A 15,082-nucleotide genomic window follows, 5' to 3' on the forward strand; every position below is an offset into this window, starting at 1 on the left:
GACCTCATCTATAGTAACAGCAGCACTAACAACGAAGAGAGGGAATGACCTATGGGAAGATTGCGTCTCCATCCGCTTTACAGCGCCGCGGCGCTGCTGCTCGCCACGGCGGGCGCACACAGTGCCGGGTTCGGCATTATTGAGAATTCAGCCTCGGGCATGGGCGTGGCCTATGCATCGGGCGGGGCGGCGGCAGAGGACGCCTCGACCGTCTGGTTCAACCCCGCCTCGATGACGCTGCTGGGAGGCCAGAACGTCGTCGGGGCGATCAATGCCATCCTCCCCTCGGCCGATTTCAGCAACAACGGCTCCACCTTCGCCGACGGCAGCGCATTGAGCGGCCCCGATGCGAACAGCAACACCCCCGCCCTGATCCCGACCTTCTACTACAGCGGGCAGATCGATGATCAGCTCTTTGTGGGGCTCAGCATCAACGCCCCCTTCGGGCTGGTGACAGAGTATAACGACGACTGGGTCGGACGCTACCACGCCGTCGAATCCGACCTCAAAACCGTCAACATCAACCCGGCGATCGCCTACAGGATCAACGAGCACTGGAGTCTCGGTGCCGGGGTCAGCGTCCAGCTGCTCGACATCACCCTTACCAGTGCCGTCGACTTCGGTGCCCTGCTCGGGACGCCCGGCAGCGCGGACGGCTTTGCCGACCTGACCGGCGACAACTACAACGACCTGGCCTTCGGCTGGAACGTCGGGGTACTCTACAACGTCGATGAGCATACCCGGGTTGCCCTCGCCTACCGCTCCGCCGTCGACCAGCATGTCGAGGGCAAAGCCGACTTCCGCGTCCCCGCGGCGGCCGCCCCCGTCGTCAGCACCGGCGCCTTTACCGATACGGCCCTCAGCGCCGACGTCACCCTGCCGGCCTCCGCGTCGCTCAGCCTCTTTCACAACTTCGGGCCACTCGACCTGATGGCCGATGTGACCTGGACGCAGTGGAGCAGTTTCCAGGAGCTGCGCATCAAGTACGACAACCCGGCCCAGCCCGACTCCGTCACAACCGAAGATTATCGGGACCAGTGGCGCATCGCGATCGGCGAGCGCATTCATGTCAGCGAGAAGTTTGTGCTCCGGACGGGCTTCGCCTATGACCAGAAGGCCGTCAAGAACCGCTACCGCCGTACCCCGCGCATCCCGGACAACGACCGTTTCTGGCTCTCGATCGGGGCGGGTTACGCCCTGAACGGCATGCTTAGCATCGACGCGGCCTACAGCCACCTCTTCGTCGCGAGTACGAAGATCGAGAACACCTTTGAATCCAGCATCCCGGAACTCAACCACACCCTCAAAGGGACGTACGATTCCAGCGTCGATATCCTCAGTGTCCAGCTGAGCATGAAATTTTAGGAGGCAACGATGCGCCATAACCGACTTACCCTGACCGCGGCGGCTTTCATGCTGCTGTTCGCCGGATGCGACGGCGACAAGAGCACGGATCTGCAGGACAGCCTGAACGGCCAAACCGTCGACGACCTCATTGCGGGCTATACGCTCTTCGACCCGACGACGGGAACGATCCCCTATCCCAACAATATTCTCTTCGCCCCCAACAGTAGTGGGGCGGACGATTACGACTTCGGCCAGACCCTCAACATCCCCTATGAACCTTCTGACGCCGACGCCAATGTCAAGCGCCAGCTCAATACCCTGACTGGCTTCTCGACGACAATGCCGATTACCGCACCGATCAGTGAGGGGGTCACGCTCGACGCCAGCTCCCTGCCCGTCGGCGTGCAGCTCTACAAGGTCGACGTCAATACGACGACCGGGGCGGTAACCGGTATCAACACCACCCTCGTCTACGGTGTCGATTTTGCCGCCGCCCAGAGCGGCAGCACCGTTGCCATCGTACCGATGAAACCGCTGGAGTCGCTGACGAATTACATGGCCGTCCTCACCAATGACCTCAACGACAGCGACGGCCGCGTCCTCGCCCCGGATTACGCAACAGCCCTGACCCTCTCACCGAACCCTGTCGAGGCCGGCGGCGCGATCGACGCCGAGAGTGCCGCCGCCCTCGAAGCGATCCGCCAGGGCAACCAGGCCATGCTCTACGCCCTGGCCGTGGCCGGCAAGGACCCGACCAAAACGGTGCAGATCTGGACCTTCCGGACTCAGATGATCGGCGCCGTGCAGAGCAGTATCGCCCAGTATGCGCAAAATGACACCAACGCCGCCCTCGCCATCCAGGATGTCAATATCACGACCAAGGCGCTTTTTGCTCAGCTGGGGATGGATACCACCCTCATGACGGGCAGCGCCGAGATCTTTGCCGGGACCCTCGCCAACCTCCCGCAATACATGCCGCAGGGGTCGCCGCTGAACCCCCTGCCCGTCCTGGCGGGCGAGTTCAGCTACAGCGCACCCTTTGTGCCGATCATCGAAGCCAACATCACCGTACCGGTCGTGGCGACGGTCCCGAGTGCCGCTTCGGGATGTACGAAACCGGCGGCCGGCTGGCCGGTCGTGATCTACCAGCACGGTATCACCCGTGTGCGTACCGACCTTTTCGTCTACGGCGAAACGCTGGCCTCGGCCTGCTACGTCGGCATCGCCATCGACCTTCCGCTGCACGGTGTCACGGAATCCAATACGACGCTCAATCCCTTTTACATGGGAGCGCTGGAGCGCACCTTCAATGTCGACCTGGTCACGGAAAACCCCTACGGCACCGTCGTCGCCTATGCACCGGACGGCGTAATTGACTCGACGGGGATCCACTTCATGAACCTCGCCAACGTCACGACCACAAGGGACAATCTGCAGCAGACGACTTCGGACCTCATCGAACTGACGAACAGCATCGCCTCGGCGGTGGTCTTGGAACTGAACGCGACGCTGAGCAACCTTGATGGTTCACGCATCAGTTTCCTGTCACACTCCCTGGGCAACATCGCCTCCATCGGCTACCTCAACCAGACGGGCGCGCTGCAAAGCGCCGTCATGATGATGCCCGGACAGCAGATGATCCCCTTCCTGATCAGCTCGCCCGTCTTCGCGCCGGAGATCAATGCCGGGCTGGCCGTCTACGGCATCATGCCGGGTACGCCGGAATACAGCGCCTTCCTCCACGCGACGCAAACAATCATCGACGACGCGGACCCGGCGAACTATACGGCAGGCATCGGGGCAGCCAACACCTTCCCCATCCTTGAAATGCAGGCGATCGGCGACGGCACCGAGGGGAGCGGCGACCAGCATATCCCCGCCGCCGTGGCGGGCTACCCGCTTGCAGGCGGCAACCCTTTTATCGCCTTCACCCAGGCCAAAGACCTCAATAAAAGCGCCCTTGTCGGGCCATACTATTTCCCCGATACGAACAGGACTGTCACCCGGGTCACCGCAGGCGAGCACCGCTCCCCGCTTGACCCGCAGTACGGCCTCGACGCCTTCTTGGAGTACCACACCGAGCTGATCTCTTTCATCTACAGCAACGGTACGGCGATCCAGGTCAACGATCCTTCGATCATCAAGTAGCAGCGTGCTATCCCCCGAGTGGACTTCCTCCGGGGCGAGTGCTAGATGCTAGGTGAGAATGTCAGTATCCGCTTCATTTGTCATGTCAGAAACGGTCATGAGCGTGTCCGCTTGATCACCGAGGAATGGAGTATCCCGAAAGCGGCAGCCTTTCGCATTTTCTTCTTTCCGGTTCGGTTTCTTCTTTGTGCGAGCATAAGCGCTAAAGCGCCATACATGCGAAGCACTAAATGCCGAGTCGTAAAGAAGAAAGGAAACAACACCTCATGCTTCTTCAAGCAAATAGAATGGCAATAAAACATCCTGTTCATTCTTTTCTTTTTCATCAGAAAAGAACCAAAAGAAAATCGTCGTTGCGCGAAAGGCCGCTTTTTGCGCTACTTTTTCTAAAAAAGTGGCAAGAGAGGTATAGGGAGAATGACACTGATGATTGACGTCAGCGCTCTTCCAGGGAATAAAGCAGCTTGATCTCCTCCGCCCAGATCGTCTCGTCGATCGTCTCGAGGATGAGCGGGATGTCGTCCATACGCGGGTCGTTCATAATGTAGCGGAACGCCTCCAGACCGATCTTGCCTTTGCCGATGCTGTCGTGGCGGTCGACATGGCTGCCGAGGTCCGGCTTGGAGTCGTTGAGGTGCATCCCGCGCAGGTACTTGAAGCCGACGATGTTCTCGAACTCCGCCATGGAGACGTCGTAGGCCTCCTTGGTGCGGATGTCGTAGCCCGCCGTGAACATATGGCAGGTGTCGATGCAGACGCCGACGCGTGACTTGTCCTCGACCTTGTCGATGATGTGGGCCAGGTGTTCGAACTTCCAGCCGAGGTTGCTCCCCTGTCCCGCCGTATTCTCCAGCACAAGGGTCACGCCGCTGGTCACGTCCAGGGTACGGTTCATGCTCTCGGCGATCCGGTCAAGACACGCCTCTTCACCGATCTGCTTGAGGTGCGATCCCGGGTGGAAATTGAGCCGGTCGAGCCCCAGCTGCATGCAACGCTCGACTTCGTCCACGAAGGCGTCGAAGGATTTCTGGCGCTTCTCCTCTTCGGGGTGGCCAAGGTTGATCAGGTACGAATCATGGGGGAGCACGTGTTTTGGGGCGATCCCGCTCTCTTCCAGCAGCCTTTTGAAAGTGTCTATCGTCTCCGTGTCCAGATCCTTGGCCTTCCATTGGCGCTGGTTCTTCGTAAAGAGGGCAAAGGCCTGCGCCCCGATCGCCTCGGCATTCGTGATGGCGTTGTAGACCCCGCCCGAAGCCGACGTGTGTGCACCGACAAATTTATTGCTCATGATAAAAATTCCTGTTTTTAGGCAGAAGCATAACCAAACAGGAGTTAAAGGGGACGAAAGGAGTACAGGTAGTATCAGGGACTAAGTACTATTGGCAAATGGTCATTGGTTCTTGATAAACAGCACGCTTCAGTAACCTGAAGCGCATTAAATCAATAGAGAGCTGGCCCTGAGCGCTCCTTGTTAGCCATCCCGGAGGCATAAAGCCGGGAGGGATGAGCGTTTCGCGAAGGGCCGATTTTTGCGCTACTTTTTCTAAAAAAGTGGCATGAACATTCTTCTCTATCTTTTCTTTTTACAAAGAAAAGAAACAAAAGAAAATCGTCGTCGCGCGAATCGCACGCCCTTCTCGGCTTTATGCCTTCAGGGCGGCTTTCAAGGCACGCTTAACGACAGGTCGCCTATCGATTTTATGCGCTTCGGGAACCGAAGCTCATAGCACTGTTGGTTTACTGCAACCGTTTGAACTTGATCAGTATCCCGTGTTCGAGGTCCCGGAAGTATATCTGCTCCGCCGTGACCCGGTAGACGATCCCGCCCACCTGCTGCTCGAAGCCCTCGTCGGTATGCACGAGATTCCGGCGCTCCATGATCGCCTCGCCGCGCAGCAGATGATAGAAGAGGTCGTCGGGGTAGGCGGCGCTGAGGTATTTTGCATTGAAGGCCGATTTGGCGAGGCACCCCTCCCCCTCCATACAGACGAGGCTTTCGATCTGCAGTCGCAAAATACGCTGGCCCGCCTCGAAGACTTCCAGCTCCGCCACCCCGTCGCCCTTACGGATATAGCCCGTGTCGGCGAACCGCCACTGCGGCGTCTTGAACACGACGACATAGGCCGCCGTAACCGGAGGTTTTTTCATGACACAGCCACCGAGCAGTACGCCTGCAAGTATGGGTAAAAGCCACATTGTCAATCTGCTGATCGTCATCTGATCCTTCTTGTCGTCCAGTAGTGCCGTTGCCAATAGGGCTTATCCATACTCGAGATCATCACCCCGTACTTGGTGGAAACGTGCATGAACTTCCCCGCTTCGAGATAGATGCCGACATGGCGGTCCCGCCCGCTGGTGCGGAAAAAGACAAGGTCCCCGGCCTGAAGCTGCTGCCGGGATACGGCACTGCCGCAGCTTGCCTGCTGCCGGGTTGTCCGGGGCAGCCTGATGCCGAAGAGTTCCCGATAGGCCTGCTGCACGAATGCGGAGCAGTCGATCCCCCGCGGCCCCGTGCCCCCGTAACGGTAAGGGACATGGTGCCACTTCGTTTGGAAAGGGTAGAGTTTGGCCAGGGCCGGATCCTGGCTCACCGGCTGCGGCGCCGGAGCCTGCACTTCCTCCTGCAGCAGCCACACCTCCTCCATCGGCGGCAGCGCCGCAAAGGTCCTGTCGGCGGCATTGACAACCGAGGGCGGCGACGGTCTGCGCTCGACGTAACGGGTGGAGCAGCCGCCGAGCAGCAGTGCTGCGATGCCCAGGCCCACCAGTTGCCATACGCCTCTCAATTTCATCCTCGCACCGAACCTTTCAGCCCATCGGGTAAAGAATGTCCGCGTGTACCGCGTCGCAGGCCGCCATCACCTCTGCCGAGAGGGTCAGCTCCATGGCCGCGAGCGACGCGTCGAGCTGCTCGGGGCGGGTCGCGCCGATGATCGTGGAGGCGACAAAGTCGTGCTGCTTGCTCCAGGCTGCCGCCAACGTGACCGGGTCCAACCCCGCGTCGGCGGCAATCTTGAGATAGCGCTGCGTGGAAGCCAGGGTCTTGTCATTGACAAAGCGTGCGGCCATCAGGCGCTGACGGGCATTGGGGGATTTGAAATAGTCCGCGAAACGCCCCCCGCTTATCTCCGCCTGATTGTATTTCCCGCTGAGCACGCCGCCGCCCAGCGGCGAATAAGGCAGCAGGGAGATCTGCTCTTGACGGCAGAGGGTGGCCAGCTCGTCCATGAAACGGCGGTTCAGCATGGAGAAGTTGTTCTGAATCGACTCAAAGCGCGCCAGCCCTTTGTAGTGGCTAGCGGCCAGGGCCTTCGCCGTCCCGTAGGCCGTGTCGTTGGAGGTACCGATATAGCGCACCTTGCCGCTCTGTACCAGCCGGTCGAAAGCCTCCATCGTCTCCTCGACGGGCACAACAGTATCGGGCCAATGCATCTGGTAGAGGTCGATGTAGTCCGTCCCGAGCCGTCTCAAAGAGCCTTCGACCGCCCGTTCGATATGGAAACGGTCCATGGCCGTCAGCCCATGGCGTACCGGGGGTACGAACCAGCCCGAGGCCGCCCCGGCGACCTTGGAGGCGAGGATAATGCTCTCCCTCGGCTTCGTTTTAAGCCAGCGTCCGACGATCTCCTCGGTCTGTCCCGCCAGGTCCACACGCGGCGGAACGGGGTAGAGTTCGGCGGTGTCATAGAAGTTCACCCCCGCCGCGTAGGCCTTGTCCATAATGGCGAAGGCGCTCTTCTCGTCGCACTGCCCGGGAAAGGTCATCGTCCCCAGGCAGATCGGGCTGACCCGCAGGCCGCTTCGGCCGATGTAGCGGTATTCCATTGTTATCCTCCTAAAAGTGTGGCGTTCCCTGCACGCTACTCAATCAGTTCTTTCATCTCTTCCGCACAGACAAGCACCAGCGTATCACTGCGCATCGCGTCAAGCTCGTTGGAAAATCCCCGTTTCGCGAAAAGCCAGATCTGCTCCGGCTCGAGCCCGACAAGGGCGCACTTCTCCTGCAGCTTCTGCAGTTCGCCCCGGTTGACCTTGGTATTGGTCCATTTGCACTCGCCGACGATAAAGCCGCCGTCAGGGGCGCGGGCCAGGATATCAAGCTCGATCACCCGGTCCCAGTAGCTGCCGCAGCGCAGGTAGGGGTCGTTCCCCAACTGATGGCGCAGGTAGAGCTGGGAGATTTCCTCGAAGACCAGCCCGGTAAAGGCCGTATCCTGCTCCTCAAAACGCTGCAATACGCTTTCATAGTCCCCCTGCTCAATCCGGCGGTGCTGCGGCGAGACGAAACGGAACCAGAAGCGCAGGAAAGGCGAACGGAAGCGCAGTTTGTGCGAGATACGGTGGCGGGCGACCTCCCGCTTGAGCTTCTGCTTCGGGTAGCTCTTTTCCGGCGGCGCTTCCCGCGAGGCTTCCAGGTCGAGGATGCCGAGGGTACGCAGGTGGTCGACGAGCTCGCCCCCCTTCGCTTCGCTAATGTGCGCCCGGCGGCAGGCGGAGTGGATACGGCGGTCCCCCTTCGCCACGGCCTGCAGTAGCGCAATCACCTGCCGGTCCTCGAGAAAGCCTGTATGAATGCGGTTGTAGTGTTCGCCGTAGTGGTCCAGTATCTTCGTTTCGATCAGTTCGGAAAGCGGGATGGTCGTATCGATCTCGATGCCGCTCTCGCCGAATACGGCGAAATATGCAATGAGCGTCTCCATCGAATCGGGGAACGTCTCATCATGGAAACGGCGCAGTTGGTTCAGCAGCAATGGAGGCCCTCGGTCAGCATGGGGGCATTATAGCACAGGGCCCGGCCTCAGGGGAAGTGGTACGTTCAGCGCTCTTTGCAGATCTCGCCGTACATCGCCGGTCGGCGGTCGGCGAAGAGCGCCCAGTAGTCACGCTGTCTGGCGATCTCGTCCAGGTCATACTCGGCATAGATGACCCCTTCGCTCTCACGGTCGGCCTCGGCGATCTTCCTGCCGGTATAGTCCGTCGCGAAGGAAGAGCCGTAAAAGGTGAGCGTGCAGCTCTCCCCCGCCTCCTCGCCGATGCGGTTGGCTGCGATGACGGGGACGGTGTTGGCGGCGCTGTGCCCCTGCTGGACCCGCTGCCAGTGCTCTTTGGAATCGACGTTGATCTCCGGTTCGCTGCCGATGGCGGTGGGATAGAAAATCAGTTCGGCACCCAGAAGCGCGAGCGAGCGTGCCGTCTCCGGGAACCACTGGTCCCAGCAGATGCCGACGCCGATCTTGCCGAAACGTGTCTGCCATACTTTGAACCCGGTATCTCCCGGCACAAAGTAGAACTTCTCCTCGTACCCCGGACCGGAAGGAATGTGGGTCTTGCGGTAGTTCTCCAGCACCGACCCGTCAGCATCGATCATCACCAGGGAGTTGAAATAGCGCTCGCCGTCGCGCTCGAAATAGCTCAGCGGCAGCACGACGCCGAGCTCCTTCGCCAGCGCCGAGAAGCGGGCAATCATCGGGTGACCCTGGCGCGGTTCGGCCCACGTAAAATACTTCTCGTCCATATCCTTGCAGAAATAGAGCCCTTCGAAGAGTTCCGGCAGCAGCACGATCTGCGCACCCCCTGCCGCCGCTTCGCGTACCAGCGCTTCCGCCCGGTCCTTATTGGCCTCTTTATCCTCACCCATGCGCATCTGAATAGCGGCGACTTTCACCATGGTTTTCTCCCAATCAAACTAAACCGAATTATACCGCTTTCGCGCACTGCTGTACTGCGAAAGTGATTCATAATACAGTCACAGAGCTTCGGCCCGTCGAAGCGCATAGAATGAAATCAGACATTGGCCTTGAGCGCTCCTTGTAAGCCGCCCTGGAGGCAAAAAGCCGGGAAGGGCGAGCGATTCGCGAAAGGCCGCTTTTTGCGCTACTTTTTCTAAAAAAGTGGCAAAGCGATACTCTTCTCTATCTTTTCTTTTTACAAAGAAAAGAAACAAAAGAAAATCGTCGTTGCGCGAATCGCACGCTGCTCCCGGCTTTGTGCCTCCGCAGCGGCTTTCAAGGCACGCTTAACGACAAGTTGCCTATTAATTACATGCGCTTCGGAGGACCGAGGCTAATTGGGGAAGAAGTGACTTAAACACGTCGAAGCTTTTTTGACGGAAGAAGAAAGCAACGCATAGCACAGGATGACACGCCATGACGCCGGGGCAGCTCTGAAAACCCTGTACGGTGCCGAGCTTACAGGCATCAACCAACGAGGAGAACGGTTCCGCCGGTAAATGCCCTGGCACATCGCACAGGGTTTCCACAATCGCCCGGAAGCTTTTTGCCGGGAGTGCTCCCGGCAAAGCAAGGTCAGACCTCGAGCTCATCCTTGAGCTTGAGAAAGGTCTTTTCACCTACTCCCTTGACGTTCATGATATCCTCGATGCTGTTGAAGCGGTGCTCTTTGCGGTACTCAATAATCTTCGCCGCCGTCGCCGGGCCGATCCCCTTGAGACTGGACAACTCCTCCGCCGTCGCTGTGTTGAGGTTAACCCCCGCGAACAGAGGTATGCTGATCACCAGCGCGGCAAGCACCGCCGCGGTTTTCTTCACGAATCCCATTTCGACTCCTTTTTAATGAAAAGTTCCGGGTACCCTTCTGCAATCCTACTGAAATAGTATTAAATATTTTTTAACTGTTTATATTTCATAGTGCAATATTATTATTTTTTAGTATTTTATATTGATATTGTATATTCATCCATAATTCGGAACAAGGAGTAATTCATGTACCAGACCATGACCCAGATCGGCAAAACCTACGGCGTCGACGCCAAGGCCGTCGGCAAGATACTCTATACGTTGAAGATCCGCGACCCCGACCATCCGGAGCAGAGAGGTTTCCCTTTCGAGCAGGCCGTCGTCCACGGCATCGCCAAAGCCTATACGGGACGTACGGGGGAACCTTACTACCGTTACGACATCGAACGGGTGAAGGAGGAGTTCGAAGCGGAACTGAAGCGGCTGCCGCCTGAACACCAGACTCTTCCATCCCAAAAGACCATGGCGGGGGATGTATCAGGAAACGGGACGATCGAAGCGAAACTGCAGGAGATGCTAACGGCACTGAACAGCGTCCTGCAGACGGGAGAGATAGACGGTCTTCACCGTCTGAAAGGGGATATCGCGGATATCTATGGAATATTAGCGCGCATGTATGACGAACGACAGATGAAAAACAGCAGCGCACGAACATAACAGGCTGTCTCCTGTCGACCGTTCATGTGACTATTGTCCTCTCACCATGAACTATCGGTGGCATCAGCTTGGGGAATCCCGCTCACCTTGGTGCAACTACCGAGGGAATGAGACTCTGATGATGACCACCATCCCCTTTGACCCTTGCAAACAATCCAAACCCATTCCCTACGAGAAGAAGCATTAGTTTTGTGAATACTATATGCATATTTAAAAATTATATTATTGTCAAATGTTATTTTTTGGCTGTCCTTTTGTATTACGGTGTTATTTTTTATAAAAAAATAATCTAAAAAAACCTAGAGTGTCACTGAATGTTTGAAAAGGCTGCGCGCTTTCTACAGGCACGCCAGGTTATTACAATCCTCTCAATAAAAGGAACTTTGAATGATTTCCCAGCACTCCCTATGGAGAAAAACACTTCTCTCCGGATTAATTCTGTTTGCCGTCGCTGCGATCACGGCATGTAACTCGTCGAGCAATTCGACCAAGACGCCAAGCGTCCTATCGGCCCAGGATAGTATCGCGACGGTCAGCGTCGTTGACACCTCAGGTCTCCCGGTAACGGGTGCGAGCGTCACTTTTAACGGGACGGCCCTGGACATCGAAGGCAAAGAGATTACGGAAGCTTTGACAACCGACGAGACCGGTCTCATCGCGTTTTACAGCTCTGTCGGCGCCAACGTTAAAATCCTTGCAAGCAAGGCGGGGTATCTTACCACCGGGACAGAGATGACTATTAGCGACGGGGCCAACAACAAGATCCTGACGATGGTCGTCTTTCAAGACGGTGCAACAGTGAATGGCATCGCGATGGGAGAGCAGAACGTGACGACCTCCGGCGGGACGACGACCGGTCCCGTCGAAGTCACCCTCAACAATACGACCGACGGCAACGTCTCCGTCAGCCAGAAAATCACCATTCCCGCGGGCACGGTGATGAAAACAGCCGACGGGCAACCGGCGACCGGTACGGTGCACGTCCAGGCAACCAACTTCACCGCCGATGCGGTCGAAGCCTTCCCGGGAGGGATGTCTGTCGTAGCAGCCGGCGTGCCCAATACGGTGACGAACACCACGAGTACGCAAGCCGTCGACTTCGTATCGGCGGGCTTTACGGCGATCCAAATGACGGACGACGATGGCAAAAGTATCAAATCCTTCGAAAACAACCCTATCACGATTGAAATGCTCGTTCCCATCGGGAGCCTCAACCCGGAAACGGGCAATCCCATTGCCATCGGCGATATCATCCCTATCTGGAGCTACGAGGAGACCACGGGCGAATGGAGCTATGAGGGTCAGGGCGAAGTGCTGGCAAACGACGCGACGACGTACAAGATTGTCTATGAAGCCTCGCACTTGAGCTACTGGAATCTCGACTGGTATGGCGGTGAGCGCTGCAGACCGGCCTATGTCGACATCGCCGATCTTTCCCAGGGTACCGAAGTCATTACCTCACTCAAAGTCAAAGCACGCGGCCTCCATAGAGAGGTCTTCGATTACGCAGGCGACGGCTCTTATGAGCTGAACAACATACCGAGAAACCTACCGGTCACCTTGACGCTCTATTACGACGGCGAAAAACGGGACAGCACCACCGTTACCTTTAGCGATACGGGGTGTCAGGCCGCGTTGCATGTCGGGACGGTCGTACCGAAAACCCCCGTCAGAGTCCGCGTTGTAGAAGAATGCCGCAACGGCAGTAAGCAAAACCCTATCCCATCCGCCAGTATCATTATGCAAACCGCCGGAGGGGCCTGGACAGCCACCGGCGTCTCTACCGGGCTCGACGGTGTCGCCGGCATTCTGATCGCACCGGACCAGAATACGAATATCCGTGTCTATATGTATGGGACGGATCGTTACACCTCCACCTTCTCCTCGGTAAACATTAAGGCCGGTGAGACGCAGGATCAGACGATCGTCTTCACCCTCGGTTCCAAGTATGACGACTACTGCAACGGCGGTGCTACAGGCGCTACTGGCGGGACAGGCGGCACCGGTGGAACAGGCGGTACCAACCTCTAAAAGGGCCGCACGCACAAAAGGTGCGTGTTCCCTCACTCTTCTGACATTCCCCTCAGTGAACGAACGTCCCAACACATTACAACTACCTGTCGCGCTTCAATTGAAAACAGATCGATGACGCTTATCTTTATCAATCTATCCAGTCGGAATATACTTCCCGACGCACGAATAAACCTTTCAACGCTCCATACCTATGCATCTATAGTACAGGTTACTCTTGCCCAGCATACTTTTCATAGGCGTTCAGCATTCTTTCTAGATGGTACTTCAGGTATTCGGCACTGAGCCGGTTGCGGTTGCGAAAATAAGGCTCACCTTCGAAAATACTCCCCAACACGCTGCCGCTGCCGGGAACGATCCAATTTTTCCCATCGGAGCGAGCCACAGTCGTGCGCAGACCGTATTGCCAGCTGTTGACCCCTTTTAGCTGGAGGTAACGACTGTCCACAGGGCTCTTGCGCAGTGCCAAAGGGATCTCGACGGCGAGGGCAACATAGTGATTCACTTCTTCGGCCTGGTGAAGGGGCACACTCTGCGGACGGCTCTGCAGGTAGCCCAGCGAGACCGCCGTATCGCCGAAAAAGCGCTTCAGCGTTACGTCGAAACCGATGTCCTGGTACCAGTAGCGTCCCCCCTGCACCTTCAAAAAGAAGTCCCAGGGGACATAATGGTAGCTGTAGCCGGCAATAAAAAGTGTCTTTTTATCGTCCTCGAAACCATCCGTCATATTGAGGAAGTAGCCTCCTTTGAGCTGCAGCGTATGGCGCCCGACCGTATACATGAGCTGATCCATCGCCCCCGCGTAGTCGTAGACATACTGCCCCGCACTGAGGCTGTTAAGCACCCCGAACAGATTGAAGCTATAACTGAGTTCCGTTTTGTAGATACCGCCGTTGTCGTAGTAGCGCCAAAACATGCCGCCGGGGTCAAGTTCCTCCGAGTTGGCAACAGGCTCGTCGTACTGGATGCCGAAATCAAGGCCTTTAAAAAGAGTCGTTGTCCCGGTCAGACGCAACAAGAGCTGGTAGTCAAAGACCCCCGCTTCGGTGCCGACAAAGGTGGAGAGTTTTGGGCTCAAAGCGAGACGCGGCTTGAATAGCGTCCCGTTTTCCGTGTCCGTAACCACCACATACCCTGCTTTGTCGATCGGGTGCGATTCAAAGAGCGAATCCGTAAACACTGTTTTCGTCGTGTAAGAGGGAGTCTTGAAGAACGCCGCGGCGGCAACAAGGGAACCGTGAAATGCCGTCACCCGCACCCTGCTCTTGAGGGGTTCGACAACGAAGCGGCTATAGCGTCCGGCATAATGAGAGGCAGTGCCAATAACAATGCCGAGGGCATCAAGCTCATTCCACTCGTAGACACTGTTCTCGTAAGCAATGTAGAGCGTATCGCCCTTGGTCGCAACCGTCACATTCTCCAGCCCGGCATCCGACAACCGCGGCGCGAGGTCGCCCAACGGGCGCGGCGGTTCTGTCTGCTTGCGCTCTATACTGGCTGTCAGCTCTTCCACTGCAGGCAGGTCGGGAGCAGCGGTAGGTACGCTCTCCTCCGTCACCAGAACAGCAGCACTCCCCTCTCTCTCTACGCTGTCAGGGGTGTACCGCTCATGCTCGTAGAGTGAAAAGACAAGGTTAAAGGCCAAACTAATGCTGTTGTCATCGGAGAGGTTGGCAGCCACAATGCTGTTGAACTTTACCCTGTCGCTCCACGACCGGGGGGTCTCAATGCGGACGCCGGCATGCCTTTCCCTGCCGTCATACTCCCCCAGCAGGTAAAACCAGTCGAAGGTACGCACCTCGGCCCCGCCGAAAATACCGTCCATACGCTGGCTGATCTTGGCTCCATTCCCTTCAATATCACTGACCCCGTAGCCAAGCGACAGACGGACAAACCAGAGTTCCTTGTCCATGACGACGTACTTGTTGCCGTAAAAATTGACGGAACTCCCGATATCCTGATACCCCAGCGCGACATTGGGAAGATAGGGGTGAAGCAGCGGAAACGGCAGCTGCACTTTTACATTGCCCGAGAGGTCGCGGTGAAACCCCCTGGCTTCGGAGAGACGCCCCTGGAGCTCAAAAAAGGGGAGCAGCCCGCTGCCAAAGATGTAATCTTCCTGGTAACGGTAGTCCTGCTCATAATCATAGTTGCGCTGATGGTTGTCGAACTGGTTATTAAAAGAGAGCGTAATATCGCCTTCGTTCATAACCTGGGCGTTGGGGGTATTGATAATCCCCGTGTAGCCCTGCATGGAGAGCGAATGCGTCAGATCACTGCCGAAAAGCACAAGCGGGCATAACCATACACTAAGGGCGATGACCCTTTTATTGCTTTTCTGTTGTTTCCGCATCGCGTGTTCC

At 57.3% G+C, this 15,082-nt stretch carries 13 protein-coding genes; 5 read left to right on the forward strand and 8 right to left on the reverse strand.

Annotation, left to right across the window (positions count from 1 at the left end; all coding sequences use genetic code 11):
- The first annotated feature begins 51 nt into the window (after positions 1-51).
- Positions 52-1,365, forward strand: a complete 1,314-nt coding sequence (locus tag WCY31_RS11225) for an OmpP1/FadL family transporter (RefSeq protein ID WP_345972437.1) — start codon at positions 52-54, stop codon at positions 1,363-1,365.
- Between the two features lie 9 nt (positions 1,366-1,374).
- Positions 1,375-3,495, forward strand: coding sequence for a hypothetical protein (locus WCY31_RS11230; protein WP_345972438.1), 2,121 nt, complete (start codon positions 1,375-1,377; stop codon positions 3,493-3,495).
- A gap of 436 nt (positions 3,496-3,931) precedes the next feature.
- Here the strand turns inward: WCY31_RS11230 and nfo are convergent, their stop codons facing one another.
- The gene (gene nfo / locus WCY31_RS11235; protein ID WP_345972439.1) at positions 3,932-4,783 is read right to left on the reverse strand and encodes a deoxyribonuclease IV; all 852 of its coding nucleotides are present in this window, start codon (positions 4,781-4,783) and stop codon (positions 3,932-3,934) included.
- A 268-nt stretch (positions 4,784-5,051) separates the two neighbouring features.
- On the opposite strand from nfo, the gene WCY31_RS11240 reads away from it, so the two are divergent.
- On the forward strand, positions 5,052-5,222 hold the full coding sequence (locus tag WCY31_RS11240) for a hypothetical protein (RefSeq protein WP_345969886.1): 171 nt from the start codon (positions 5,052-5,054) through the stop codon (positions 5,220-5,222).
- Between the two features lie 10 nt (positions 5,223-5,232).
- On the opposite strand, the gene WCY31_RS11245 is transcribed toward WCY31_RS11240, so the two are convergent.
- From WCY31_RS11245 to WCY31_RS11270, 6 genes are all read right to left on the reverse strand, one after another.
- The gene (locus WCY31_RS11245) at positions 5,233-5,748 is read right to left on the reverse strand and encodes a hypothetical protein (RefSeq protein WP_345972440.1); all 516 of its coding nucleotides are present in this window, start codon (positions 5,746-5,748) and stop codon (positions 5,233-5,235) included.
- Positions 5,709-6,281: a C40 family peptidase gene (locus WCY31_RS11250; protein WP_345972441.1), complete on the reverse strand. Its 573-nt coding sequence runs from the start codon at positions 6,279-6,281 to the stop codon at positions 5,709-5,711. The genes WCY31_RS11245 and WCY31_RS11250 overlap by 40 nt, the downstream gene beginning before the upstream one ends.
- A gap of 22 nt (positions 6,282-6,303) precedes the next feature.
- Entirely contained in the window at positions 6,304-7,320 is a 1,017-nt protein-coding gene (locus WCY31_RS11255; RefSeq protein ID WP_345972442.1) for an aldo/keto reductase, read from the reverse strand.
- Positions 7,321-7,355: 35 nt separating this feature from the next.
- Complete coding sequence (locus WCY31_RS11260) at positions 7,356-8,246, reverse strand: DUF234 domain-containing protein (RefSeq protein WP_345969888.1); 891 nt, start codon at positions 8,244-8,246, stop codon at positions 7,356-7,358.
- Between the two features lie 65 nt (positions 8,247-8,311).
- Complete coding sequence (aguB, locus tag WCY31_RS11265) at positions 8,312-9,163, reverse strand: N-carbamoylputrescine amidase (protein ID WP_345972443.1); 852 nt, start codon at positions 9,161-9,163, stop codon at positions 8,312-8,314.
- A 637-nt stretch (positions 9,164-9,800) separates the two neighbouring features.
- Positions 9,801-10,052, reverse strand: coding sequence for a helix-hairpin-helix domain-containing protein (locus tag WCY31_RS11270; RefSeq protein ID WP_345969890.1), 252 nt, complete (start codon positions 10,050-10,052; stop codon positions 9,801-9,803).
- A 165-nt stretch (positions 10,053-10,217) separates the two neighbouring features.
- On the opposite strand from WCY31_RS11270, the gene WCY31_RS11275 reads away from it, so the two are divergent.
- Both WCY31_RS11275 and WCY31_RS11280 read left to right on the forward strand, forming a co-directional pair.
- On the forward strand, positions 10,218-10,688 hold the full coding sequence (locus WCY31_RS11275; protein ID WP_345972444.1) for a hypothetical protein: 471 nt from the start codon (positions 10,218-10,220) through the stop codon (positions 10,686-10,688).
- A gap of 387 nt (positions 10,689-11,075) precedes the next feature.
- On the forward strand, positions 11,076-12,719 hold the full coding sequence (locus WCY31_RS11280) for a hypothetical protein (RefSeq protein ID WP_345972445.1): 1,644 nt from the start codon (positions 11,076-11,078) through the stop codon (positions 12,717-12,719).
- Between the two features lie 211 nt (positions 12,720-12,930).
- Here the strand turns inward: WCY31_RS11280 and WCY31_RS11285 are convergent, their stop codons facing one another.
- Positions 12,931-15,072 carry a YjbH domain-containing protein gene (locus WCY31_RS11285; protein WP_345972446.1) on the reverse strand — a complete coding sequence of 714 codons (2,142 nt, stop codon included), beginning with the start codon at positions 15,070-15,072 and terminating at the stop codon, positions 12,931-12,933.
- Positions 15,073-15,082: the final 10 nt, after the last annotated feature.

The sequence above is a fragment of the Sulfurimonas sp. HSL3-1 genome, from assembly GCF_039645995.1.
GTDB classification, from domain to species: domain Bacteria; phylum Campylobacterota; class Campylobacteria; order Campylobacterales; family Sulfurimonadaceae; genus Thiomicrolovo; species Thiomicrolovo diazotrophicus.